The organism is Sphingobacterium lumbrici, from assembly GCF_006476045.1.
GTDB lineage: Bacteria > Bacteroidota > Bacteroidia > Sphingobacteriales > Sphingobacteriaceae > Sphingobacterium > Sphingobacterium lumbrici.
This window is the reverse complement of the sequence record NZ_SRZY01000011.1, coordinates 488,092-514,646: the sequence shown is the minus strand read 5'-3', so window position 1 is coordinate 514,646 and position 26,555 is coordinate 488,092. Positions and strand designations below refer to the sequence as shown.

Annotated in this window: 21 protein-coding genes and 1 pseudogene; 9 read left to right on the top strand and 13 right to left on the bottom strand. The window is 40.3% G+C overall.

The window, feature by feature from the left end; all coding sequences use genetic code 11:
* Nucleotides 1–8: 8 nt before the first annotated feature.
* The 4 genes from E4F24_RS04425 to E4F24_RS04410 are packed head-to-tail and all read right to left on the bottom strand — an operon-like array spanning nt 9 to nt 3,285.
* Nucleotides 9–1,532 (bottom strand): S41 family peptidase, encoded by a 1,524-nt coding sequence (locus E4F24_RS04425; RefSeq protein WP_140937459.1) that lies wholly within the window; start codon nt 1,530–1,532, stop codon nt 9–11.
* A gap of 15 nt (nt 1,533–1,547) precedes the next feature.
* The gene (locus E4F24_RS04420) at nt 1,548–2,102 is read right to left on the bottom strand and encodes an HAD family hydrolase (RefSeq protein ID WP_140937458.1); all 555 of its coding nucleotides are present in this window, start codon (nt 2,100–2,102) and stop codon (nt 1,548–1,550) included.
* A 58-nt stretch (nt 2,103–2,160) separates the two neighbouring features.
* Nucleotides 2,161–2,631: a hypothetical protein gene (locus E4F24_RS04415; RefSeq protein WP_140937457.1), complete on the bottom strand. Its 471-nt coding sequence runs from the start codon at nt 2,629–2,631 to the stop codon at nt 2,161–2,163.
* Nucleotides 2,632–2,634: 3 nt separating this feature from the next.
* Entirely contained in the window at nt 2,635–3,285 is a 651-nt protein-coding gene (locus E4F24_RS04410; protein ID WP_181182376.1) for an ABC transporter ATP-binding protein, read from the bottom strand.
* Between the two features lie 152 nt (nt 3,286–3,437).
* Here E4F24_RS04410 and sucC point away from each other — a divergent pair, with 152 nt between their 5' ends.
* The 3 genes from sucC (at nt 3,438) to E4F24_RS04395 (ending at nt 7,071) form a co-directional block, all read left to right on the top strand.
* Nucleotides 3,438–4,631 (top strand): ADP-forming succinate--CoA ligase subunit beta, encoded by a 1,194-nt coding sequence (gene sucC / locus E4F24_RS04405; protein ID WP_140937455.1) that lies wholly within the window; start codon nt 3,438–3,440, stop codon nt 4,629–4,631.
* Nucleotides 4,632–4,785: 154 nt separating this feature from the next.
* Nucleotides 4,786–6,231 (top strand): asparagine--tRNA ligase, encoded by a 1,446-nt coding sequence (gene asnS / locus E4F24_RS04400; protein WP_140937454.1) that lies wholly within the window; start codon nt 4,786–4,788, stop codon nt 6,229–6,231.
* 219 nt (nt 6,232–6,450) lie between these two features.
* The gene (locus E4F24_RS04395) at nt 6,451–7,071 is read left to right on the top strand and encodes an L-threonylcarbamoyladenylate synthase (protein WP_140937453.1); all 621 of its coding nucleotides are present in this window, start codon (nt 6,451–6,453) and stop codon (nt 7,069–7,071) included.
* A 16-nt stretch (nt 7,072–7,087) separates the two neighbouring features.
* On the opposite strand, the gene E4F24_RS04390 is transcribed toward E4F24_RS04395, so the two are convergent.
* The 5 genes from E4F24_RS04390 to tilS all read right to left on the bottom strand — a co-directional run bounded on the left by E4F24_RS04390 (nt 7,088) and on the right by tilS (nt 10,823).
* Nucleotides 7,088–7,402 carry a DciA family protein gene (locus tag E4F24_RS04390; RefSeq protein WP_140937452.1) on the bottom strand — a complete coding sequence of 105 codons (315 nt, stop codon included), beginning with the start codon at nt 7,400–7,402 and terminating at the stop codon, nt 7,088–7,090.
* The gene (gene recF, locus E4F24_RS04385) at nt 7,395–8,498 is read right to left on the bottom strand and encodes a DNA replication/repair protein RecF (RefSeq protein WP_140937619.1); all 1,104 of its coding nucleotides are present in this window, start codon (nt 8,496–8,498) and stop codon (nt 7,395–7,397) included. The genes E4F24_RS04390 and recF overlap by 8 nt, the downstream gene beginning before the upstream one ends.
* 25 nt (nt 8,499–8,523) lie before the next feature.
* A complete protein-coding gene (locus E4F24_RS04380; protein ID WP_140937451.1) occupies nt 8,524–8,841 on the bottom strand; it encodes a DUF4834 family protein in 318 nt (105 codons plus the stop codon).
* A 168-nt stretch (nt 8,842–9,009) separates the two neighbouring features.
* Nucleotides 9,010–9,498, bottom strand: a complete 489-nt coding sequence (locus E4F24_RS04375) for a hypothetical protein (RefSeq protein ID WP_235891145.1) — start codon at nt 9,496–9,498, stop codon at nt 9,010–9,012.
* Between the two features lie 5 nt (nt 9,499–9,503).
* On the bottom strand, nt 9,504–10,823 hold the full coding sequence (gene tilS, locus E4F24_RS04370) for a tRNA lysidine(34) synthetase TilS (RefSeq protein WP_140937449.1): 1,320 nt from the start codon (nt 10,821–10,823) through the stop codon (nt 9,504–9,506).
* A 767-nt stretch (nt 10,824–11,590) separates the two neighbouring features.
* On the opposite strand from tilS, the gene E4F24_RS04365 reads away from it, so the two are divergent.
* Nucleotides 11,591–13,939 carry an OstA-like protein gene (locus tag E4F24_RS04365; RefSeq protein WP_235891144.1) on the top strand — a complete coding sequence of 783 codons (2,349 nt, stop codon included), beginning with the start codon at nt 11,591–11,593 and terminating at the stop codon, nt 13,937–13,939.
* On the opposite strand, the gene E4F24_RS04360 is transcribed toward E4F24_RS04365, so the two are convergent.
* From E4F24_RS04360 to E4F24_RS04345, 4 genes are all read right to left on the bottom strand, one after another.
* A complete protein-coding gene (locus E4F24_RS04360) occupies nt 13,936–14,508 on the bottom strand; it encodes a non-canonical purine NTP diphosphatase (protein WP_140937448.1) in 573 nt (190 codons plus the stop codon). The two genes, E4F24_RS04365 and E4F24_RS04360, sit on opposite strands and share 4 nt — an antisense overlap.
* Before the next feature lie 157 nt (nt 14,509–14,665).
* Nucleotides 14,666–15,211 (bottom strand): hypothetical protein, encoded by a 546-nt coding sequence (locus tag E4F24_RS04355; RefSeq protein WP_140937447.1) that lies wholly within the window; start codon nt 15,209–15,211, stop codon nt 14,666–14,668.
* Between the two features lie 56 nt (nt 15,212–15,267).
* Nucleotides 15,268–16,248 (bottom strand): deoxyhypusine synthase family protein, encoded by a 981-nt coding sequence (locus E4F24_RS04350; protein ID WP_140937446.1) that lies wholly within the window; start codon nt 16,246–16,248, stop codon nt 15,268–15,270.
* Nucleotides 16,249–16,304: 56 nt separating this feature from the next.
* The gene (locus tag E4F24_RS04345; protein WP_140937445.1) at nt 16,305–17,402 is read right to left on the bottom strand and encodes a mandelate racemase/muconate lactonizing enzyme family protein; all 1,098 of its coding nucleotides are present in this window, start codon (nt 17,400–17,402) and stop codon (nt 16,305–16,307) included.
* Between the two features lie 336 nt (nt 17,403–17,738).
* Here E4F24_RS04345 and E4F24_RS04340 point away from each other — a divergent pair, with 336 nt between their 5' ends.
* From E4F24_RS04340 to gltB, 5 genes and pseudogenes are all read left to right on the top strand, one after another.
* Entirely contained in the window at nt 17,739–18,527 is a 789-nt protein-coding gene (locus E4F24_RS04340; RefSeq protein ID WP_140937444.1) for a DUF3575 domain-containing protein, read from the top strand.
* Between the two features lie 183 nt (nt 18,528–18,710).
* Nucleotides 18,711–19,673 (top strand): helix-turn-helix domain-containing protein, encoded by a 963-nt coding sequence (locus E4F24_RS04335; RefSeq protein WP_140937443.1) that lies wholly within the window; start codon nt 18,711–18,713, stop codon nt 19,671–19,673.
* Nucleotides 19,674–20,178: 505 nt separating this feature from the next.
* A complete protein-coding gene (locus tag E4F24_RS04330) occupies nt 20,179–20,796 on the top strand; it encodes a hypothetical protein (RefSeq protein WP_140937442.1) in 618 nt (205 codons plus the stop codon).
* Nucleotides 20,797–21,009: 213 nt separating this feature from the next.
* Nucleotides 21,010–21,714 (top strand): hypothetical protein, encoded by a 705-nt coding sequence (locus tag E4F24_RS04325; RefSeq protein ID WP_140937441.1) that lies wholly within the window; start codon nt 21,010–21,012, stop codon nt 21,712–21,714.
* Nucleotides 21,715–22,033: 319 nt separating this feature from the next.
* A pseudogene (gene gltB, locus E4F24_RS04320) lies at nt 22,034–26,547 on the top strand (glutamate synthase large subunit).
* Nucleotides 26,548–26,555: the final 8 nt, after the last annotated feature.

The window sequence follows — 26,555 nt, the reverse complement described above, 5'->3', positions numbered from 1 at the left end:
CAAAGATACTATTTTATTTTCAAGTGTGTGCCCTTAAACTTGAACATACCGTAGTCATGGGCTCTTTCACCAATGTTCTTAATATTAATAGTTTTGTCTCTCAATAATCCTTCTTTCGAAGAACTAGCTGAGTTTCCTGTGCTTCCGGTATGATATTTATTATTCTTAATATGATAAAGAGCCTCAGATATTAGGCCTTCTTCTGGATCACCAAATTCTTTAAAAAAATCCTCATAGGTGATTTTATTGGGGGTCAATCCATCAAAATAATCTCCAAAATCATTGGCATTAAACATTTGGAACGAGGTCGCGTAAAGCTCAACTGATTTCTCTTTATCCATATATAAACCGAAGAAACCAACTGGTTTCCCATAGGTTTTTTCCGGTCCTATTATCTGAACGTTCATATAAGGCACTAACGAATTAATAAGCAATTCACTAGCTGAGGCCGTAGATCTAGAAACTAAAAAGTAGACCTTAGATAGGTTCAGGCTTCCACTTTTATCAAAATAGACTGGAGCAAATTCTTCACCCGGCTCTGTCCACTCCCACTCTTCTAACACTTCATTCAACTTATAGTAAAACTTTTTTTTACCATCTGCCGAACTAGGCGCTATTTTATCCGCTAAATACTCTGCCGTGTTCACCGCCCCTCCTCCATTATAGCGTAGATCGACTATTAACTCCGTAATGGATTCTTGCTCAAAAGAATGAAATATAGTCTGAAAATCCGTATACATTTTTGTTAGCACACCCTTATTCTCAATGTTTACGAATGAACTAAACGCCAAATAGCCTACCTTTTTATCGTTTACATCAAATACTTTATCGCTTAGTATGGGATTAAAATTATACAAGCTACTCGTAATTGTCTTTTCTATGATTTTTGAATCAGGAGTTACCCATCTAACCTTCATGGAGGAAGAGTTCAATGCCTCGCTTATGCCTTTGAACCCCTGACTTTGCTGTGAGTTGTAATCAAGATTCGATTTGTTGTCAATAAGCAAAATGCGATCACCCCTTCTTATCCCCGCTTCATAAGCCGGAGAATTTACATCTACCATTCGTACATACAAATGGGCATTATTTCCTGACATCGGTGTTTGTAAATAAAACACGTACATGCCATAATTAGTTGCTACCGCATTCTGAATCTCACCGCTTACAAGCCCTCCCCGGTCTAAAAAACTAAATCTATCTATTGGTTTATTGGTAGAAGGATCGTTTGGTGTCAAAGCGATTAAGAAATCCAATACATCCTCCGCGGTTCCATATTTACTCGTATAAGATCGTAAAATGCTGCTATTTGTAATATCATTGACGTTACGGGGAGGCATATAATCCTGCCAGAGAGACAATAATTTGGTGTAATAAAAAACAGAATCCTTTAACATGGCTTCTTTTTTTTCGAATTCACTTTCGGGGCCTTTGTCTACCTCAACCGGATCCTCAATCTTTGTAGGATTCTTTTTACAACTTTGAAGAATTCCTAAAAAACCAATCCCTAAGATCAGCCATACATATTTTTTCATGACACCTGTTTAAGACTAATCAGCGTTAATACAATATAAATCTACGGATCTCACACCGTAATCTTCAGCAATATAATCAATTGGCTCTAAAAATCTAAACTTTAATTCATCTACAAAATAAACTTTAAGAAAACTTTTAAACCGATTTGCCTCTCCCCAATCTATATGCTTTAGCTTATTTAATTGTTCGACCGGATTACCCTTTGTTAAAATAGCAACCTGCTTATTTTGTGTAAAAAGTCGAACGATCAATTCCTCCACTTCTTTAAATAATACTAATTTAAGTGGTAGTTGGGCATTAACGTTTAATCGCAACAAATTTTCCTTATATTTTTCATCAATTCCGAACGCTTCTTTCAACCCCTCAAAAACAAATTCCTCCCCCTGGTTTTCATAAACTTTCTTCATAAAATCAACTAAATCCTTTGCCGATAAAAATCCCGTTGTAAACTCCATAAAGTTTGCAAAGAGATAGTAAACCTGTAAATCGTAATCAGACTTCGCAAATAAGACATCATCGACCTCAAATAAATAAACTTCCTTATCTAAAGGTATATCTTCAATATTCATTGTGCATTATTACTTTGTGAACTCGCAAGCCCGGTTTGGGAAACATGCGTATTTCATATTACTTCAAAACTGCTAAAACAAAATCTTCTCCCGAATCTGAAACCATACCCAAGCCATTAACAGCGCAAGTAACGGATTGACCTGAGATTAAATCTACACTATCCAACACGATACTTAAAGGTAAATCTTTCGTTGGATCAAATAATACATCCAATTCTATAAGTTCATTTTTAGCAGGACAAATCACACGGATACCGTACTCTTCAAATAGTTGTATGGATTCACCCATAGCTTGTACTTCCGTCGCTCCCAAAGGGAGCATGAATTGCACGTTGTGATCCAATGCAAGCTTGAGTACTTCGTGCGAAAAAGTTGGATTCGTTCCTGTCGGAATAGTCAGGTATTTGTCTTTTAATACCGAAGGCACCTCCTCCGAAGTGGAAAGAAGCACCTCATAATTTTGTTGCACTAACTTCGACAGACGGATTGCCAATGGCCGGGTACCGAACGTAATTAATAGCTTTTGCATAATTTAATAAATTAATCCATCCCGCATGTGAATAGTGCGGTCTGATATACCGGCTAACTCTTCATTATGTGTCACGATGATAAACGTTTGATGCATCGTATCCCGCAAATGAAAAAACAGATTATGTAAGGATGAGGCATTTTCAGAATCTAGATTTCCCGAGGGTTCGTCTGCGAGAATAATGGACGGATTGTTAATCAACGCTCTAGCCACCGAAACACGTTGTTGTTCGCCCCCAGACATCTGGGAAGGCTTATGCTTTGCACGCTCAGCTAGACCTAACAAGTCCAATAGTTCCATCGCTTTTTTTTCACTTTGCGTATGTGTTTGACCTTTGATATAAGCGGGAATACAAACGTTTTCCAACGCTGTAAACTCCGGCAACAAATGATGAAATTGAAATACAAAACCGATATGTTCATTGCGAAAAGCACTAAGTGCATTAGCGGAGAGAGAATGTATTGCAGAACCATTGATATAAAGCTCCCCTTTATCGGCCTTATCCAAGGTTCCGACAATGTGTAACAATGTACTTTTTCCAGCACCAGAGGCCCCTACGATCGAAACAATCTCACCTTTCTCCACTTCCAGACTGACTCCTTTCAGAATGGGCAGTTCACCATAGCTTTTATAAATATTACTTGCTTTCAATATCATAACACGAAGTTAGCAAAAAGTATGAAACTTAGCCCCTTCTTCACCATATTGAAAACACAATCTGCAAGGATGAAAAAAGTAGTTTTTTAACTAACAAAACCTTGACCCTTACGAATAAAAACACTACTTTTACACCAAATTTTTTATCGATGAACATTCACGAATATCAAGCAAAAGAAATACTTAAAGGTTTCGGCGTAAGGGTTCAAGAAGGAATTCTTGCAGAAACTCCAGAGCAAGCTGTTGAAGCTGCCAAAAAGTTAAAAGAAGACTTCAACTCTGATTGGGTTGTTGTAAAAGCTCAAATTCACGCTGGTGGCCGTGGTAAAGGTGGTGGTGTGAAATTGGCGAAAAACCACGACGAAGTTTTGCAACGTTCTACCGACATCATCGGGATGCAATTGGTAACTCCTCAAACTGGACCAGAAGGTAAAAAAGTAAGTAAAGTTTTAGTAGCTCAAGATGTATACTATCCTGGCGAAAATGAAATAAAAGAATTCTACGTTTCTGTATTATTAGACCGCGCTCAAGGCCGCAATATCATCATGTATTCTACGGAAGGTGGTATGGATATCGAGCATGTAGCAGAAACTACCCCTCATTTAATCTTCAAAGAAGAAATTGACCCTAAAGTAGGACTACAAGGTTTCCAAGCTCGTAAAATTGCTTTCAATTTAGGTTTGAGCGGTGTTGCACACAAAGAGATGGTTAAATTCATCGCTGCTTTGTATAAAGCGTACGATTCAATTGACGCTTCTTTATTTGAAATCAACCCGGTATTAAAAACTTCTGATGACAAAATTTTAGCTGTTGACGCAAAGGTAAACTTTGACGAAAACGCATTATACCGCCATGCTGCTTACGCAGCATTACGTGATGTAACAGAAGAAGATCCTACAGAAGTAGAAGCAGGAGAATCAAACCTTAACTACGTAAAATTAGATGGTAACGTTGGCTGTATGGTAAATGGTGCCGGTCTTGCGATGGCAACTATGGATATCATCAAATTAGCCGGTGGGGAACCAGCTAACTTTTTAGATGTGGGTGGTACAGCAAATGCAGAAACGGTAAAAGCCGGCTTTAACATCATCTTAAAAGATCCTAACGTAAAAGCAATCCTAATCAATATCTTCGGTGGTATCGTTCGTTGTGACCGTGTTGCTCAAGGTGTTATCGATGCGTACCAAGAAATTGGGAACATTCCTGTTCCAATCATTGTACGTCTTCAAGGTACAAATGCTGCTGAAGCTAAAAAGTTAATCGACGAGTCAGGATTACAGGTTTATTCTGCTATTCAATTAAAAGAAGCTGCCGAATTAGTTACTAAAGTATTAAAAGGATAATTTCTTTTTAATCCGTTTATAGAAAGCCTCTGAAAATCAGAGGCTTTTTTCTGTTCTTACACCCCTCATTTCTTACTATAAATCGCTATTTTTGCCTTATTAAAACGCAATAGGTTATCAGCGTATCATCTATTCAAATATATCAGTACTAAAAATGGAACACACACGTATTAAAGAACTATTAAAATCCGAGGAATTCGGCAAACACGTTATTGTAAAAGGATGGGTAAAAACTTTCCGCAATAATCAATTTATAGCGATTAATGATGGTTCTTCTTTAAATAATATCCAAGCAGTAGTTGATTTTGAGAACACAGACGAAGCTTTATTAAAACGGGTAACGACTGGTGCAGCTGTACGTGTAGAAGGAACATTGGTCGAATCTTTGGGTAAAGGTCAACGTGTTGAAATTAAGGTAGAAGAACTAACAATTTTAGGTGATTCTGATCCGGAGAAATTCCCATTACAACCCAAAAAGCATAGTTTAGAATTCTTGCGCGAAATAGCACACTTGCGTTTTCGTACGGGAACATTCAATGCAGTTTTCAAAGTAAGAAATGCATTAGCATTTGCAGTTCATCAGTTCTTCAATGAAAGAGATTTTGTCTACATGCACACACCTATTATCACCGGATCGGACGCTGAAGGTGCAGGTGAAATGTTCAAAGTAACTACTTTTGATTTTGACAGTATTCCTCGCAACGAGCAAGGACAAATAGACTATAAAGAAGATTTTTTTGGCAAAGCCACCAACTTAACGGTATCGGGCCAGCTGGAAGGGGAACTTGCTGCCATGGCATTGGGTAATATTTATACATTTGGCCCGACTTTCCGTGCAGAAAATTCCAACACAACGCGTCACCTGGCTGAGTTTTGGATGATCGAACCCGAGATGGCTTTCTACGAGTTGGAAGACAATATGGATCTGGCAGAAGATCTATTGAAATATGTGATTAAATATGCCCTGGATCATTGCGCAGAAGAAATTGACTTTTTGAAAAGTCGCTTATTAGAAGAAGAGAAATCTAAACCTCAAAATGAGCGTGCTGAATTAAATTTGGTAGATAAACTAAACTTTGTTTTGGCGAATAATTTCGAACGCGTAACGTATACGGATGCTATTGAAATATTAAAGCGCAGTAAACCCAATCAGAAAAAACAATTTAAATATCTGATTGATGAATGGGGAGCCGATTTGCAATCAGAACACGAACGCTATCTCGTTGAAAAACATTTCAAAAAACCGGTAATCCTGATCGATTATCCGCGAGAAATCAAGTCTTTCTATATGAAACAAAATGAACCGGATGCACAGGGGCGTCATACTGTACGTGCTATGGACATCCTGTTCCCAGGCATTGGAGAAATGGTTGGTGGTTCACAACGGGAAGAAAATCTTGATAAATTATTAGCGCGCATGGAAGAAGTAGGCATTCCTGCCGAAGAGATGGATTGGTTTTTGGATACAAGACGATTTGGTACTGCTCCTCATGCGGGATTTGGACTTGGTTTCGAAAGATTGGTACTCTTTGTAACAGGTATGACCAACATTAGAGATGTAATTCCTTTTCCACGTACACCTAACAACGCTGAATTTTAATCAGTACCTATACAAAGGTCTTAAAAACCGTCAAAACAAATTATACTTTTGACGGTTTTATTGTATAGTGAGGTGCCGGAGTTAGAGACTAGGGGTTAGATATTAGGGACTGATGAATAGTGATTGGAAGTGGCGATGGTTAATGGCTGGTTTTTTAGCTTTTTAGCTTTCTAACCTTATTACTTTTGATTTTTGAATTATTACTTTTGATTTTATAAAATGTTAATTAAGATATACGAAGACAATCCGAATCCAAAAGCTATCCAACAAGCGGTAGATATTTTGAAGAAAGGCGGTGTGATAATTTATCCTACTGATACGGTATATGGTATTGGATGTGATATCACGAATCAAAAAGCAATCGAACGTGTATGTTCCATTCGGGGTCTCCGCCCCGATAAGGCTAACTTGTCTTTTATCTGTTACGATTTGACGGACATATCCCAATACACCAAACCTTTTGACACGACGGTATTCCGCGTACTAAAAAAGGCATTACCGGGACCTTTTACCTTTATCTTTAATGCAAGTAATCAGGTACCCAAATTATTGAGTTCAAAGAAAAAGACGGTAGGTATACGTGTTCCGGATAACAGCATCGTGAGAGAAATCGTCAAAGAATTAGGAAATCCCATCGTAACGGCCTCCATTCACGATGAAGACGAAATCATAGAATACTCGACCGATCCAGAATTGATTTACGAGAAGTATGAAGATAAAGTCGACATGGTTATTGATGGCGGATACGGAGACAATATTGCCTCCACCGTTGTTGACCTAACCAATGGAGAATTTGAAGTAATCCGGGACGGAAAAGGCGATTTAGAACTTTACTTGTAAACTTACCAACCGAGAGTTACAGAATAACCAGCTCTTCAATAATGACCTGTCCTACATGTTCGTTTACGCGACCTATTATCTGCCTCCTCATTAAGGCCAGTTCATTTTTGATCACCGCAGATTCGACCTTTACAAAGAGTTTCTTATCCTTAATATAAATCTGTTGTGTACGGTTGGCTATAGAAGGACCCATTATCTCGGGCCAAGCCGAAACGATGGAAGATTCATCAAATTTTTTACGCAATTTGAAAACTTCAAGCCATTTTTCAACGGCTTGTTTCATACTGATATCATCCCGGGTATGAATTTCCTCTAGTTTCTTCTTATACATCTACCGTCCCTCCTTGTATAGCAAAGATACGTATAGGTTGGGCAATATCCTCAAAAATCTTCTCAAGCCGGAATGCATCGGTATCCGTAATAAAAATTTGTCCAAATTCATCCTCAGACACCATCTGCATCAATTTCTTGGTTCGTTTTTCGTCCAGTTTATCGAAGATATCGTCCAGTAACAGAAGAGGCTTATACTTTTTTTCACGTTGCAGAAAGCTATATTGCGCTAATTTTAACGCGATCAAAAACGACTTCTGTTGTCCTTGAGACCCAAATTTTTTCAGCGGCATATCTCCATGAATCGTAAACGACAGATCATCCTTATGGATACCTTGAGTAGTACGCTCTAATATCCGATCCTTTTCTAGAGTTTGATTCAGAAGAGCGAGAAACTCGTTCTGATGCAATTGAGATTCGTATTCAAGAGATACCGCCTCTACTCCCTCCGACAAAAAGCTGTAATGACGTTGAAATTCGGGTAAAAATGAAGCCATAAATCGCTTGCGACGCTCGTAAATAATTTCGCCTACATCTACCAGCTGAACATTCAAGACCTCCATAAGACCAAGGTCAAAAACACCTCTTTCCTTAATATTTTTCAGTACAGCATTGCGTTGAAGTAATATCCTGTTATAAGTGATAAGCGTATCTAAATACCTGTTGTCCGTTTGCGAAATTACATTATCGATGAATTTACGACGCTCTTCACTTCCCTCGGTAATAATGATACTATCATTCGGAGAAATCATCACGGAGGGGAACTGCCCGATATGGTCTGCCAACCGTGGGTAATCTTTTTTATTACGCTTAAATTGCTTTTTTTGGTTACGCTTGAGACTACAGGATATACTGTCTAAGCGATCATCTGTATCAAATTCGCCCTGCACCATGAACCAGTCTTCTCCCTTTTTGATGTGTTGTGAATCAATAGGGTTAAAATAGGATTTACAGAGAGATAAATAATGAATCGCATCCAATAGGTTAGTCTTACCCGCCCCATTCTGCCCCGCAAAAGCATTTACTTCAGGCAGAAAATCTAATGTCGATTCTGTATAATTCTTAAAATTTAAAACGGATAATTGCTTTAGCCACATAGTAACAGGGAAAAAGCCAAAAGTACTATTTAATTTCTTCGAAATCGACAAACTCTCCGGCTGTTGCAGCTCCATTTTTTTTAGGTTCCTCTTTCGGCGGAACATAATCTACATGTACTTTATTATCCGGTTTACGGGATTGCGATTGATCTTGATAACCACCAAAAGGATTCGAATGTCCAAAAGGGTTCTGCCCTCCATGTGTGTATTGCTGTGATTGTTGTGCTTTTTTCATCATACGCTCCGCCAGTTTACGCATAGCGAAAGGCATGATCAAACGCATCGAAAACTTAAAAACGTAATAAAATAGTATGGTGAATAAAATAAAATATAAAAATGTCATCTCTTATGTTCTCTATTTTCTAATTAAGGGCACCTATTATTTTGTTGTACTGCAGCTGACCGGAGCCTGCTTCCAGCAGTAGATACCTTCATTCAATTAGCGTAAATATAAAAATTTTAAAAAACGAAAGCGTCAAAAAAATGTCAGAGTCAATATCCTTAACATTTTTTAAGATGCTGCACGCTTTGCCGTATGAATCGCATTTGCCAATTCTTCTGCCTTCTGAGTACCTATAATATAAACCAGTCCATCACGGTCCTTCAGCCATACAGCATCTTTTCCACCGGCATAAAAGCGAATTTTACCTTTAGTATGTAAATTGTACACCGGATTATTAAATATAAAACTACTATACCGTTTCTTCTCAACAGAGATAATCGACGATAAATCAATTTTTACCAGACTGGTAGACCACAGTCCACTGATCGTTATATTATTTGGGGTAACCGAGGTTTTATACAACAGCATATACATCATGACGACAGAGACGATGATGATAATCCCGCCCACAATAAAAAACAATTGCCTAGACGCCAAATGATCTAAATTTAGGTAGTAGGCAATAAAGCAGAACAATGCCAAAATAAGACGCACACTGATCCATGTTTTGTCTCTTCCCAAATATTGTCTTTCGACAAAAAGATTTTCTTTGTCCATATCTATTATTTACAAACTAAGGTAAGTACTTTTTGTGTATTATCTGTAATCTTATACCGATCATCTAGGCGATAACCGCTAATCCAAATAATATCTCCGTTTCCATTCACCCAAATCGGAATAGCCTTTTTATCAAAAAGACTGATTTTCCGATCTACAAAATAATCGCTCAGTTTCTTTTTGCCCCGCATTCCCAGTGGATAAAAAACATCCCCTTCTTGCCAAGGTCGAACTTTCAATGGAAAAATAAGTCTATTATAATCTATTTGCGCCACTTGAACATCCGGGCAAATTTCGGTGTGCTCCGAGAGCAGGATTTCGAAGGTTTTATCTAACCAGTTAATGACCGTTGCATCTTCCGAAACTTCCAATTCGGTCGCTAACCTATCTTTCTTTTTGAGAAGTACATAGGTCCGGTCTAATAATAGCTGATATTCCTTCGATTCGAAAATACGGCCAGATTCGGCTTCCAGTGTTTGTATCAAATCCTCAAGTGTCCTTTTGGAAAACCCGAAAGGTTCAAAAAGTGCATATAACAATGATATATTTTGCCTACTCAGATCTTCCTTTTTAATTTTCCAGCGCCCCTCTGTATCCGTTTCAAACAACTGACTGCGCAACGGATCAATAAAACTTTGGAGTAACACATAATTTTCTTGAAAACGTTGTATATTTTTATCCATCGTATCAATAAAATCAGTATTTAAAGATTCGAATTGAGGTATGATATCTAAGCGAATCTTATTCCGGGCATATTTAGTAGAAAAATTAGAAGAATCGTCCCGAAAAGGCACCTTTAGCTCTTCGACGGCGCTAGTTACTTCTGCAGCCGTCAAAAACAAAAGCGGACGAATAATATTATCACGTTTTGATTTGATTCCCTGAAGTCCCTGAAGTCCAGTTCCACGTGTCAGATTCAACAGTACCGTTTCGATATGATCATTTTTATGCTGTGCAATCGCTATATACCTGCAACTCAATTCTCGCGAAAGGTCCTCAAACCAAGCGTACCGTAGATCGCGTGCCGCCATTTGAATGGATATCTTATGCATTTCGGCATAGGAAACCGTATCAAAATGCTTTACATGAAAAGGCACCTTATGCCGTTGTGCGAAGTCCCGCACCAAGGCTTCATCACCATCTGATTCCTGTCCGCGAAGACCAAAATTACAGTGCGCAATTTCAATATTTATCTGCGCTTTCAAAAACAGGGTCGCCATCAGCATGGAATCACGTCCTCCACTTACTGCAAGCAAAAGCTTGTCACTAGTAGCAAACAATTCATTCTCAACACAGTAATCCTTAAAACGATCCAAAAGTTCCATTAACCAAATTTAGTGAATATTAATTGATTTTAATGATTTAAACAAAACGATGCAATCCGATTTTACTGTAGTGGTGTTGATGTTAAAAGAACCTATTTTTTAATCAAATTTTGAGCTACCCATCGCCATTACCCTTCCGCCACTGGCCGTGGCAGGGCTTCTTCTTTCTCCTTAGACGAGAAAGAAGCAAACCTGCCTGCCGGCAGGCAGGGAGTCAAGGCTGATATCGTATTTGTCGTTCCGGCGACGCGATGATGCAGTGCACAGCTCTTAGGCCTCCAACGCACTAGTCCACTTTAAGGGCTGAGATCTGCTTGGTTAAGTGCTGAGATGTAAGTTTCTGCAACACATCATCTGCTGCCTGCACATCCAAATCCGCTAAGGCCGTTCTTTTAAATTCTGCTAGAGTACAAAGATTTACAAAAAAAAATAGAAGCACTATCGGTACATGCGAGATCAATGTCGCCTTGGTGGGTCGCCGATAGCAGGAATGGTGAACCGTTTTGGCGAGCCGGCACAGCGACGACTTTTGCTTCTTTTGAGAGAAAAGAAGGAGGCTGCCCGCCGGCGAGGGCAAAAAGATAAACTACAGATATTAATGGTTTCTAATACAATTTGGAATTAGTAAGCGATAAACTGTCTAAATTAAACCTTCGTTCACCACAAACTCTTACCCCTTAAAAACATAACCGTACGATTTCTTACTGAGAGAACGAAAATTCATCAATTAACATTATTTTGCTATTTATTTACATATTTTTGCCTTCGTGAAATATTGGTCGATTTTTATCTTTTTCGTAGTCGGTTTACAACTTACTTTTGGTCAAACCCCAATTGGGGGAACTCCTGTTCAACAAGGTGGTGGACAAGACCGATTAAATTTGGTCTCAGCCAGTAGTGGGCGAATCAATGCGACAACAGGACACATGATATTCTACCGCCCGGTCTACGAACACAAAGGCAGCACCTTATCTGCAGATAGCGGCTATATCTATGAAGACGAAGTAAAGCGTCAGTTTTTCGAAGCATTCGGGAATGTCATAGTCACGCAACCTTCAGGTTCCGTCATTTATTCAGACAGGCTTCATTACGATGCTGCTATGCAACACGCACGATTGACCAATAATGTAAAAATGGTAGATGGTACATCGACATTGACCACCAATTTCCTCACCTACAACATGCGCTCCAAAGTAGGAACCTATACAGGCGGTGGCCGTATCGTTTCCCAAGGCGACACCATTACTTCCAAAAATGCATATTATTTTGAGAACACCAAAGATGCTTATTTTCGCAATACGGTAATTGTACGCACACCCAATGTAAAGATTTACACGGATAGTATGCGTTACAATTCAGTGGGTAAAATGACCTATTTCTCTGGCCCGACAAATATCAAAGATAACACGGAAGAGAAAAATTTGTACACCGAACGAGGGCATTATAATACGGGTACAGGGATAGCTGATTTTAACAAAAACAATCTTTATACCGAGGGCACAAAGTTCTTAAAAGGCGATAGCCTCCATTATGAACGGGAAAGTGGCATAGGCACGGCCTACAGAAATGTTGTTTTTGTCGATACGCTCGATAAGTTCTACGCATACGGCGGGTTTGGATTGTACCGACAGTCTGACGAGTCTATCACTATGACCGAAAAACCGCTAATCATTACATTGGTCAAAAACGACAGCATAGATAATGACGCAAAAATAGACAGTACAGAAAATACTGCTGAAGCAAAGTCGCATCACGAACGCCGACAGGCACAGCAGGAATGGCAAAAACAAGAAAAACTGGAAGCAGATACCGACAGCATCGCCACTATCGAAAGTGAGATAACGCCACCAGAACTTAAAGAAGAGACAAAGATGGATTCGGTGTACCTGACCGCCGACACCCTATTCTCTAAAGTAATTCCGTTAAAAGAATATATTGCCCTCGATTTAAAACTAGATCGCAGTGGAGGAGAATTAATTGTTGAAGACGATGTGGATTATGGAGATAATGATGATTCGGATTTAGATGCCGGTTCAATAGATTTAGATACGGATTCAGCTGCACTAACGCTAAACCTGGACTCGGGCAAAACCGTAATTGATAGTTTGGAAAAAATTGATATTTTACAACAAAACATTCCTGACAGTACGTTAAAAAGCATACCGCAGAAACCTGTTATACAAACGAAGAAAACACAAAACAGTAAAAAGGAAGAGCCTCCTTCCATTGAAGCAACTATAAAAGCGGATAGTTTGATGCGTCAAAATGCCGTCATCCCCACAGGATCTGAGGCAGATAGCCTCCTTAACAATGCCCTAAAGGTTGCACAAACCCAAGATACCACTACAAAGAATATTTCTATGGGTGATAGCACGACAATAAATGCCGTATCTGATACGGCACGTACCCGGATCGTGAAAGCCTATTATAATGTACGCTTGTTTAAATCCGATCTACAGGCCGTAGCAGATTCTGTTTATTATGGCATGGCAGACTCCATGTTTCGCTTTATGGGACGACCAATGATCTGGGCACAGGGATCCCAGATTTCCGCAGACACTATTTTTATGCAGATATTAAACCAACAGCTGGATAATGCTTTGCTCAAAGAAAACGCTATGATGGTTAATGCCGTGCTAGATACAGTAAGGTTCAACCAGCTAAAAGGACGAAAAATAACTGCATTTTTCACCAACAACAATATCGACCGATTGTATGTAGATGGCAATGCAGAAAATCTCATATTTACGGAGAATGCAGAATTAGGCATTATTACCGAAATGTTCCATGATCGCGGGGCCCGGATAAAGATAAAAATGGAAGGCAAAAAAATCATAGATTATGTTTCCGTCCGAAAAGTGGATCAAAAAGTGTATCCGTTAAAGTTGGTAAATCAGGAGAACGAGATATTGCCCGGTTTTATCTGGCGGCCACAGGATAGACCAACCTCGAAGGAAGATTTGCTCAATCGAAAGCGCGAAACTCCAAAAGCCGAAGAAGTAACTGAGTTACCCCCGGCGACGGAACAAACAGAACAAGGAACAGAAAGTAAGTCCCTCGAAACAGATCCAATCGAAGCTGTACGAGAAACCGAAGCCATGCAAGAAGAGCTTTAATCGTTCAGAAAATCTGCTAATTTACGTACAGCAATTGCACGATGACTAATCTGATTCTTTTCCGCTGCACTCATCTCCGCAAATGTCTTATCGTACCCATCTGGCATAAAAATAGGGTCGTATCCAAAACCGCCCTCTCCTCTTCTTTCCTGAATAATCTGTCCTTCGATTGTTCCATCAAAGAAGTGTTGTTGCTCATTCAAGAAAAGTGAAATAACAGTCCGAAAACGTGCCTTACGGTTCGGATTATCCGCTAAGCTTTCCAATACCAAATCAATATTTTTTTCCATATCCCGCGATCCCGAATACCGTGCTGAATACACACCGGGTGCGTTATCCAAAGCCTCAATTTCTAATCCGGAATCATCCCCAAAAGAGTACAATCCATACTTATTGACTAGATAATCCGTCTTTTGCTTTGCATTCTCTTCAAAGGTGTCTCCCGTCTCTGGAATATCATCATGACAATTGATATCAGCGAGGGACCTGATTTGAAATCGGCTACCAACAACCTGTTGTACCTCTTCTAATTTGTGAGCATTATTCGTAGCAAAAACTAATTCTAACATGTTTTAACGTAAAAAGTAGTAAATCAAAAGTAATAAGTGAAAAGGCTAAAAGGTTATAAAGTTAAAAGGTTACAAAGCTAGAAAACTAGCCATTAACCATCGCCACTTCCAATCCCTGTTCACCAATCACCAGTCACAAATCACTAGTCACAAGTCACTAACTCCCAATAAAAGTCTTAAACTCTCCCCAAAATAGCTTCTTCTTCTCCACATCGACAAACATCTCTTCAAAACTAAATGTATTAAATACGGTAGCTACCTTGCCTTTCATGTACGAATTATGGGCAATAGCCGGTAATTTCAATGAAGCAGGTTCGACGCCGAGCAGTGTTATCTTCTTGGGTTGAAAAAACTGCATGATAAGCTTAAAATCATTGGGATTGTGCGGATTTGCCAAGTTGACTACCGCAACATTATGCGTTGTAAGTTGTAGTGCACCTATCGTCTTGACAAAAGCATCTTCTGCCTGTGGTGAAAAATAGGGATACTCGGGGTATCGAAGTATAAAAAGGACACCCGTAGACTTGTCACCTTGATATATAAATTCCTCAGCTGAACCAGTAACTGTGCTCGGCTGAGGAATTGTAGTTGTATTAGAAACAGATGAGCCAGTATCCTCTTTCTCAGAAAATCCCGTCGAAAAAATTGTTTCCGACATCAATGCCTGGAGTGCTACTGCGTTATCCGTTAAAAGGCTCATCATAATATATTTATTTAAGGTTCGCAAATCCGCTTATTTGCAAATTTGCGAGACCGCAATTATTGCCCTAATAAATAAGCAAAAATCAGAGGGGCTACAATCGTAGCGTCAGATTCTATGACAAATTTAGGTGTATCAATATCTAATTTACCCCAAGTGATCTTCTCATTTGGAACAGCTCCGGAATACGATCCATAAGAAGTCGTTGAATCCGATATCTGACAGAAATAAGACCAAAAAGGAACATCTTCCCATTCCAGATCCTGGTACATCATCGGCACCACGCAGATTGGAAAATCACCGGAGATACCACCGCCAATCTGGAAGAACCCTACACCTTTACCTCCTGAATTGGCCCGATACCATTCCGTCAAATAGATCATGTATTCGATACCAGACTTCACGGTACTGGCTTTTAACTTTCCTTTGATGACGTTAGAAGCAAAGATATTTCCCGTAGTCGAATCTTCCCATCCCGGACAGACAATAGGCAAGTTCTTTTCCGCTGCCGCAACGATCCATGAGTTTTTAGGATCAATTTCGTAGTATTGTTCCAACACACCCGAATTTACCACCTGGTATAAAAATTCATGTGGCAAATATCGTTCTCCTTTTGCTTCGGCCGCTTGCCAAACATCCTCTAAATGCTTTTGTAGACGGCGGAAAGCCTCTTCTTCCGGAATACAGGTATCCGTAACACGGTTATAATGTTGATCCAACAATTCGCGTTCTTGTTCCGGCGTTAAATCACGGTAATTTGGTACACGTTTGTAATGGGAGTGAGCCACCAGATTCATCACATCTTCCTCTAGGTTAGCACCTGTACACGAAATAATAGCTACTTTATCTTGACGGATCAATTCTGCTAACGAGATACCCAATTCAGCAGTACTCATCGCACCACCCAAGGAGATTAACATCTTACCACCCTCATTCAAATGGGCTTCATATCCTTTAGCTGCATCCACCAATGCTGCAGCATTAAAATGCAGGTAATTTTTCTCCAAAAATTGGGAAATAGGACCTTTTTGTGAACTCATAATATTTTCTTTTTATTAAGTAGGACAAAGGTACAGATAATTGTAAATATATAAATCTATATCACCCACTTTTCACACCTGTCCAAAAACTCCGGTTTCATATCCGCTCCAATTCCAATATCATCTGAGATCGTAATACGATAACCGTTGTACTGAACACCACCTACCACGGGATCTTCCAAATGTCCAATCATACAGGTATCCAGATCGTAAAATTTAACATTGGGTGAGGCATAAGCGAAGTGGACCTTCGCTGATAAAGCCAAACGGCTTTCCAACATGCCGCCGATCATACAAGGAATACCGTATTCTGCCGCTATAGTTTGAATTTTCAACGCCTCCTGAATCCCGGCCGATTTGGAAAATTTAATATTGATGTAATCACAAGCATCACTTTTACACAACCTATCTACGTCATAACGCGAATAAACAGACTCATCTGCCATGAGAGGTATAATCGTTTGGATCCGCAATTCAGGCATTAAATGATCGTTGTGGGTACGCATGGGTTGTTCGCAGAATTGAATTTTATACGGCTCTAACCCCGTTAACGCTTCAACGGCCTCCTCATAACTCCAACCTTGGTTTGCATCAATACGAATAGGAATATCAAACCCAACAGCTTGACGGATCGCCCGGATCCGAGCAATATCATCCTGTGGATGTTTGCCAAGTTTAATTTTTAATGCAAGGGCTCCATTACTTTTTAATGCCAATGCTTTGGTCGCCATCTCATCGGGCGTAGAAATACCAATGGTGATATCCGTTGCGATATCCCGTGGGCTACCTCCAAGGTATTGATATAGTGGTACACTTGCATACTTCGCTGCGAGATCGTATAGCGCCATATCAAACGCTGATTTGATAGTGGTATTTCCAGCAATATAGAGGTTAAGCTCTGCGAGACGATCTTCAATAGCCAATGGATCTTTACCTTTCAGAATCTTCGCAAAATCCTGTGCTACGCTGATACAGGTGTTCTGTGTTTCACCCACAATCATAGGGAAAGCCGAGCATTCTCCTACACCATACAGGCCAGCATCGGTATGAATTCGAATAAACGTATTCTGGGCATAATCCATTGTACCCGTTGCAATGACGAATGGCTCCATAAGAATACTTAATCGATAGATTTCTATTTGTGTGATTTTCATTGAAAACGTAAAAATTAAAGTTATTTAAAGATAAACCCACCTAAGCTCTGTTCAAAAACAAAAGTGTTGCGTAACGAGCACGCAATGCTACAAGTATTCTTAATATACTACAATATCAAGCGAATATAATAAAGTTCAAGGGATTCCGCTATAAAACCCCACGACAGGAAATCCGGTTTATCCTCACCTATCAGGAGTATGTTTCTTATGGTTAGATAAATATGACGAAAACAGAAAAGTTGAAAATACCTACTTTTAGGCATTTTTTTTTGTTACGAAATTTGATAACTTTGGTAATACCAATATTGGAAATTAATTATTAATTCGAGTCAAGTTATGAAAAATCAAATTTTAAAATTAGTCCCCTTACTAGGACTATTACTAGTACTCAGTAATTCACAAGCGCAAACCATTCCTTCTACAGAAAATGAGAGCCTTAACATGGTAAAATTCAACGCAATGTCGCTATTCGGAGGTAAGTTTTCATTTGAGTACGAACGGATGTTGACCAATCGTATTGCAGCAGCGGCCGCTATTAGTATCCGCCCCAACAAAGGACTTCCCTTTAGATCAACTATCAAAAACTTTGCTGACGATGAAGAGCTCAATCAGCTTATCGATGAGTTTAGCAGTTCCAACTTCTCGATCACACCGGAAGTACGCTTTTACACATCCAAGCGTGGGCCGTTTAGAGGATTCTATATTGCTCCCTATGTCAAGTACGCCAGCTATGGTGCCTCCCTACCGCTCGACTTTGATATCGAGGAAACTGGTATCTACAGCCGTACCGAAACTATCCCATTAAAAGGAGATCTTACCTCATTCACCGCTGGCGTATCTTGTGGTGTCAACTTCAAACTCTCACGCAACATCCACTTGGATTGGCGAATTATGGGCCCTGGATACGGATCTGCTAAAGGAAGTGTATCCGGTAAAATGGCTTTGGATGCAGACGAACAGTCCGCACTTCGCGAGAGTCTGGCCGATCTAAAAACTGATATGGAAGATTTGCCTTTGTCCGTCAAGATTGATTACGATGTAAATGCCGATGGCGCAAACATTAAAGTGTTAAGAAGCCCATGGGCAGGGATCCGCAGTGGGTTGTCTATCGCCTACCGGTTTTAATTAACCATCTGAATTTTTACCTTCCCATTGTTGGAGATAATAGAAGGTGTCTAAAAAGCACCTTCTATTGGGTATTTTTACGGTATCCGGCCAAAGTATATTTTTGGTAGGTTCAGGCTACCGACAGATAGGATTTATATTTTTTTCGTACCTTAAGGCGATAGACCCGTGCCTTTTGCAATTATGTACAATAACGATATCATCATTACACCTCAATTTACAACAGATACCATAAGCGGCAGCAGCCCTAAGAACTTATTTTTGAATTTTATGACGGCAGAAGATGCTGCCATCTGCGACGAAAAAAACTACCTATCCAGTAAACACTTCGAAGATCTTCATGTTATCGAAACCAAAGGCCTATTCGAGACGGATTGGCATTTTGAATTGCTTCCTCCCAGCTGCTTCTGGCTGGTCTTTCAGTTCATCGGACATTCCGAACGGGTTTCAACAACGCAAACAACCTTGTCCAACGGCGAATATATAGGCTTTTACAGCAGGGACAAACCGCAGAAAATCCAGATGAAGGCCGGAAAAACCTGGATGGTACTAATGGGCATAAAGATAGATGACGCAGCGATCTTTACTTCAGAATGGCCGCTACTCGCCACCTCCACCACAGCAGATCATCCGCCCTTTTCTGCCATAAACATAGGATACCGTGTAAAACAGGTTTTCGAAAAAATCAAACAGTACACTGCCAGCCCTTTTTCGTTACAGCATAAAATCTGTTACCACCTTTGCCAGCTGATAGACATCTATCATGAGGATCTGAAAGACAAGGTGCGTGCACTGCAAAAAGAAGACCTTGCCCTCTATCACCAAGCCACACTCTACATCCGTGACAACTATATGGACAAAGATATCAACAGAGACAAAATAGCCGAAGTCCTAAATGTAAGTGTTCGTAACCTGTACCGCGCCTTTGAAGGTAAAGATACCAACATCAAAAACGCTATCCAGATCATCCGCCTGCACAAAGCCCGAGAACTGCTGCGTGACACCAAAATGACTGTAGATGGCATAGCCTTTCGATTACACTTTTCTACGGCAAAGTATTTTTACAGACAATATATGCAACTCTTCGGACATTCACCGTCGAAAGAACGCGAACTGCACATTAAATCAAAGAAGAAAAAACGGTAATACAGCTACAATGCTTTTAACTTGCCCTAAGCTGTCTTTATATACAGCAACGATTTTGCTTCGCACGAGACAAATGCCGTAACATACGCGCAAGACGCAGAATAATACAGCTCCAGCGCAACGTGCTATCCGTACAAAAAGAAAAGGCATTTCTAAAAAGATATAGCATACCAGCACAAAAAAGAAACATACAGCGACAGCGCCCCAACATAATCGTGTCTCTTTGTATTGTTGCTTTCTTTTTTGTTTTAGTACGCGTTTTTAATTTCCGGACTATCTCACCGTTTTCGAGTTAAAAAAACAGCTTCAAAACAGAAATAAACCACTTTTTGTCTAAAAAAACGTTTTAAATCTGATCATTCATGGGGTAATTTTGTGCCAAAAAGTTTTTGGGGGTATGCTCAAAATTGGCACAAAATTACCCCATCCGCGCCAAACACACGTCGTATGTTTGTATCGTTGCAACAATTATAAAATAAATGTAAATGTTTAAAAAATTAGAACAATGAGAAAACCCACAACACAATCACAAAGGTTAGGCGACACAGATCTGATGCAATATACAGAACAAATTGTTACAAAAATGGGAGAAGCCATAGCAATTTTCCCTGACCCTGTACCCGAATTGAATGAGATCGAAACAGCGTTGACAGACTTTCGCCTATCAACAACTGAAGCGGCATACCGGGACAAAAGAGCCATCTTGATTCGGAGAGGAAAAAGAAAAGAGCTGGAATATTTAATCAGCGAACTATCGAAATATGTAGATACGGTTGCACACAACGATCCTACGATCATTTTGGCAGCTGGCTTTATGCCTACCCAAGAAGCGCAATCCTTTGCTGGCCCGGCACCGAAGGCCAAGCGCCTGGTAGCCGAGCCCCAGCAAGTAGGATCATCCCGCATCAAACTAAAAGTCGATCGCTGGAAAGGAGCCCGTATGTATCAGTTCCAATTTCGTAAAAAAGGAAGCGATGCTCCATGGTCGGATCTGCTCAGCTCAAAATCAACCTGCACCATAGAGGGATTGGAGATGTTTGGGGAATACGAATTCCGTGCCACCTATATAGGCATCGATCCTACGCCCAACTACAGCGAAATCGTATCCAGCTACGTGGTGTAAAAACAGTTCTACGGAACAATATTTTCTGAAACAAAGAATAGAACTTCTAACCGTTAGAAGTAACAAACAATATGCAAAGGCATAATATACATAAGGAAAGGCGCTGTTATTTCTGATCACCCTAGCGAGATCGAAATAACGGCTGCCATTTCAAAAAAACAACTTATATTGTATTGCTTTTGAGAACGGCTACTGCCTTAACGATCAAATAAAATGAAAGAAATTGTAAAAGAACACCCACTGCGCCCCATCATCCTTCAATTTGACCTCAAAAAGAAAGCACTGGATTTGGAGGTCAAAGCCCTGGAAGCCTATTACCGCATGCACGACAGATCTTGGGAAACCAAACAAAATCTATTACAGCATAAGGATACGCTTTTTGATCTTGACATTAAAACGACGGAACTCGAATACAGACTATTACCTATAGAACAGGAACTGGACTTTCTGGAAGCAGCTTTTAAACTTGTAGACCAAGTGGATCTACCTGTAATCGAAGAGCCCTTCAGCATCGATATTACCGATTTCTACCAAGCCCACGACAGTCATCGTGAAGACCTTATTGAACTGCACAAACAAATCGTAGACGAACAGACCTGGTTCAACGATTGGGCAGACTATATCTATGAAAATGAAGACTGGTTTGATGAACAGGACGATGAAGGCTGTGACTTGATACATCAGGTATTCAGCCGCTATGAGGAGGTTTCTGTAGATATTATCTCGCTGGATCGGGACCAGCAGGATTTTTTTGGGGTACTTGGCGAAATTCGCAAAATTCAAACTGATTTTTTTGACTATGGGGAGATCGTATTCGAACAGTATACCAGAGTACATCAACAGTCCCAAGAAATTTACAGTAGAGCCGAACGAATTCAACAGTACGTCAACAAGAATTTCCCTTTAGACAGGGAATAGTCTTACGAAAAAGCTCCGCTAGAACAGTACCTGTCATAACAAACAGGAATATATTATTTATACATAATTTATACATATTCATAAAAAACACTGTATGCAGATGGGGAAGTCGTCACAAATTATCATTATTCGCTGATACGTCACCGTTACTGAATGATATTTCCATTTTTGTATTTAAAAGCGAAATAAATGTGAATTCAATTATTTTTACAAATCTTCTTTAAAGAAAAATCAAAATAAATACATTATTTTTATAAATAATTCAATACAACACAGAAATTATTCATATATTAGCAAACCAATATTTTGAGGAGAGAAAATGATTAACGAAAGAATGCAGCAAGAAGGACTTTACAACCCGGAATTTGAACATGACGCATGTGGTGTTGGTTTTGTTGCCCATATCAAAGGGCAAAAATCACATGCTCAGGTGAAAGATGCGCTTACTATGTTGGAAAACATGGAACACCGTGGTGCATGCGGATGCGACCCAGAGAGTGGAGATGGCGCTGGTATTATGATTCAGTTACCACATGAATTTTTGTGGGAAGAATGCATTAAATTAGGTATTCAACTGGAAGAACCGGGTTATTATGGAACCGGAATGGTATTTCTTCCAAAGGAGTCCGAATTAAATCAATTCTGCCGAACTATAATACAAGAAGCTGCGGAAGAACGCAAGATGACCTTTCTTGGATTCCGTTCCGTTCCCGTGAATCGCCAAGGCATTGGCCCTACCGCGTTAGGTGCTGAACCAGAAATCATTCAATTTTTCGTTTCCCGCCCGGATGGTGTGGCAAATACAGAAGAGTTCGAGCGAAAACTCTATGTATTAAGACGTTTAATCATTCAAAAAGTAAAACAAAAACAAAGTTATCCACTACCTTTATATATTGCATCGTTATCATGCAAAACGATCATCTACAAAGGTCAATTAACGACCTATCAAGTAGGCTCTTATTTCGAAGACCTTCGTGACACCCGTGTCGTTTCCGCTTTCGGATTGGTACATTCGCGTTTTTCTACTAATACATTCCCTTCCTGGTCATTAGCTCAACCGTTCCGCATGATTGCACACAACGGCGAGATCAATACACTTACCGGAAACCTAAACTGGTTTTATGCAGGTGTACGCTCCCTTTCTTCTCCCTATTTTACAGCAGAAGAAATGGAAATCCTGTTACCGATAGTCGACAAAGGCCAATCTGATTCGGCCTGTTTAGACAATGTAGTAGAACTTTTATTGCACAGCGGCCGTAGTTTACCCCATGTGATGCTCATGCTTGTTCCTGAAGCTTGGGATGGTAATACACAGATGGATCCGTTGAAAAGAGCGTTCTATGAATACCACGCGACACTAATGGAGCCCTGGGACGGCCCCGCTGCATTATGTTTTACGGATGGTAAAACGATTGGCGCGACATTAGATCGCAATGGCCTTCGTCCCTTGCGCTATGCCATCACATCAGATGACCGTGTTGTTGTAGCTTCTGAAGCCGGAGCCCTTCCTATAGATGAATCTACCATTATCAAAAAAGGCCGTCAACAACCCGGAAAAATCTTTGTTGTGGACATGGAAGCCGGTCTTATCCGCAGCGATGAGGAAGTAAAAGGTGAATTAGTTCGTCAACAACCTTACGGTGAATGGCTAGACAATTACAAAATCAAGTTAGAGGAATTAGCTGAACCACGTGTTACATTCACCTATTTATCAAAAGAGTCTGTATTCAAATACCAGCAATCTTTTGGATACTCACGCGAGGATCTGGAAACAATCCTTACACCCATGGCCGTTACAGGTTATGAGCCAATAGGTTCAATGGGCACAGATGTTCCATTGGCATTATTGTCAGACCAACCTCAGCACTTATCAAGCTATTTCAAACAATTCTTTGCACAAGTTACCAACCCGCCCATAGACCCTATTCGCGAGCGCTTGGTTATGAGCTTGGCGACATTCATTGGAAATGCCGGAAACATACTCATTGAAGATAAAAAATTCTGTCATTGTGTAACCTTAGAACATCCTATACTAACGTCTAGCGAACTGGAGAAATTACGCTCGATCGACACCGGCGTATTCCAAGCCAAAACATTACAATCCTATTTCCGTGCAGATGGCAAGCCAGGCTCTTTAGAAGCCGGTATTGAGCGTCTCTGTCGCTATGCTGACGATGCCGTACGTGATGGCTTCGAAGTAATTATCTTATCGGATAGAGCCATTGACTCACAACATGCAGCCATACCCTCTATCCTGGCCGTATCTGCTGTACATCACCATTTGATCAAAACCGGAAACAGAGGAGCTGTTGGTTTAGTCGTCGAAGCCGGAGATGCCTGGGAAGTACACCACTTCGCATGCTTGTTGGCTTTTGGTGCTACGGCAATCAATCCATATATGGCGTTAGCAAGTATCCGTACCATGCGCGAAGAAGGGCAGTTAGACACCGAACTTACCTGGGATCAATTACGGAAAAATTACGTCAAAGCAGTTTGCAACGGCCTATTGAAAATATTTTCAAAGATGGGCATCTCGACGCTTCAGTCGTATCACGGTGCTCAAATATTTGAAGTATTGGGTATAGACAAAGAAGTAGTCGATAAATATTTCTGTGGAGCAGTTTCACGTATTGGCGGATTACAGTTAGATGATATCGCAAAAGAAGCATTAGCCAAACACTGGAGAAGCTTTGAAAACAATCGATCTCCAAAAAGCTTATTGCCGGAAGGCGGTGTCTACCAATGGAAAAGACGTGGCGAGGGACACTTGTGGAATCCGCAAACTGTACACTTATTGCAGCAGGCATGCCGCACAGATGACTTTCAGACCTTTAAAAAATATTCTGCACTTATTAATAATCAGAAAGAACGTATTTTTACCTTACGTGGGCTGTTGGACTTTGCAAAGCATCGTACAGCTATTTCTATTGATGAAGTAGAACCTGTAAGTGAAATCATGAAAAGATTCGCAACCGGAGCGATGTCCTTTGGATCTATTTCGCATGAAGCACACAGTACATTAGCTATTGCCATGAACCGTGTCGGCGGGAAGTCCAATACGGGTGAAGGTGGGGAAGATGAGTTACGCTATCAAAAATTGCCTAACGGTGATTCGATGCGCTCGGCTATCAAACAAGTGGCTTCGGGACGATTTGGTGTAACATCCAATTACCTGACACAAGCAGATGAGCTTCAAATCAAAATGGCACAAGGGGCTAAACCAGGAGAAGGTGGCCAGTTACCCGGACATAAAGTAGACGAATGGATTGCTAAAGTACGTCACTCAACACCTGGCGTGGGTTTAATTTCTCCTCCCCCACATCACGATATTTACTCCATTGAAGATTTAGCACAATTAATCTTTGATCTTAAAAACGCGAACAGAGACGCACGTATCAACGTGAAATTAGTTTCTAAAGCCGGAGTCGGAACAATTGCAGCAGGTGTTGCAAAAGCACACGCTGATGTAATCTTAATAGCAGGATATGACGGCGGTACAGAGCCTCTCCCATCAGTTCGATTAAACATGCAGGTCTTCCTTGGGAATTAGGATTAGCCGAGGCACATCAAACATTGGTACAGAACAAACTAAGAAGTCGTGTTGTATTGCAAGCCGACGGCCAAATGAAAACAGGTCGCGATTTAGTTATCGCTACATTATTAGGTGCCGAAGAATGGGGTGTGGCAACTGCGGCCTTAGTAGCGGGTGGATGTATTATGATGCGCAAATGCCACTTAAATACCTGCCCGGTAGGTGTAGCGACACAAGATCCGGAATTGCGCAAGTTATTCTCCGGAAAACCTGAAGATATCGTAAACTTATTCCAATTCTTAGCAGAAGAAATGCGGGAAATCATGGCAGAATTAGGCTTCCGTACCATCAATGAAATGGTAGGTCGTGCACAATTCCTTAAAAAACGTGAAGATATTCAGCATTGGAAAGCCAACAAAATTGATTTCTCCGGAATCTTACACGTCGCTAGAAATGCAACGGGTGAAACACTGTATAACACCGAAGAGCAAGATCATGGTATGAGCATGATTTTAGACTGGGGTCTCGTAAAACAAGCTAAACTGGCTTTGGACACGAAGACACCTGTATTCGGAACCTTCCTGGTAAAAAATACAGACCGTACCATCGGAACTTTATTATCCAATGAAATATCCAAATTATACGGCGCTGAGGGGCTACCCGATAATACCATCAATTTCAAATTTGAAGGTTCAGCGGGTCAGTCATTTGGTGCATTCAATACCAAAGGAATTTCTTTTGAGTTAGAAGGTGAAGCAAACGATTATGTAGGTAAGGGTTTATCGGGAGCGCAACTAGCCATCTATCCAGCGAAAGTGAGCACACTTGTTCCACACGATAATATTATCATTGGCAACGTTGCCCTTTACGGCGCTACTTCGGGACACCTGTTTATTAACGGTATGGCCGGCGAACGGTTTGCCGTACGTAACTCTGGAGCTACCGCAGTAGTAGAAGGAATAGGTGATCACGGATGTGAATATATGACAGGTGGTAAAGCCCTGATCCTGGGATCTACAGGGCGTAACTTTGCTGCAGGAATGAGCGGTGGTATTGCCTGGATCTATGACATCAACGGCACCTTCAGAGAAAATTGCAACCAGGAAATGGTTGATCTAGACCCACTGGAATCCGAAGATGAGACTACAATCATTGCACTATTGAAACGTCATATTTTATTGACAAATAGTGAAAGAGCATCTTATATCCTAAACAATTGGGCAACAGAGAAAGTACGTTTCATCAAAGTATTCCCACGTGAATATAAAAATGTATTAAGAAAAAAATTGGTTGTAGCATAAAATAAGAG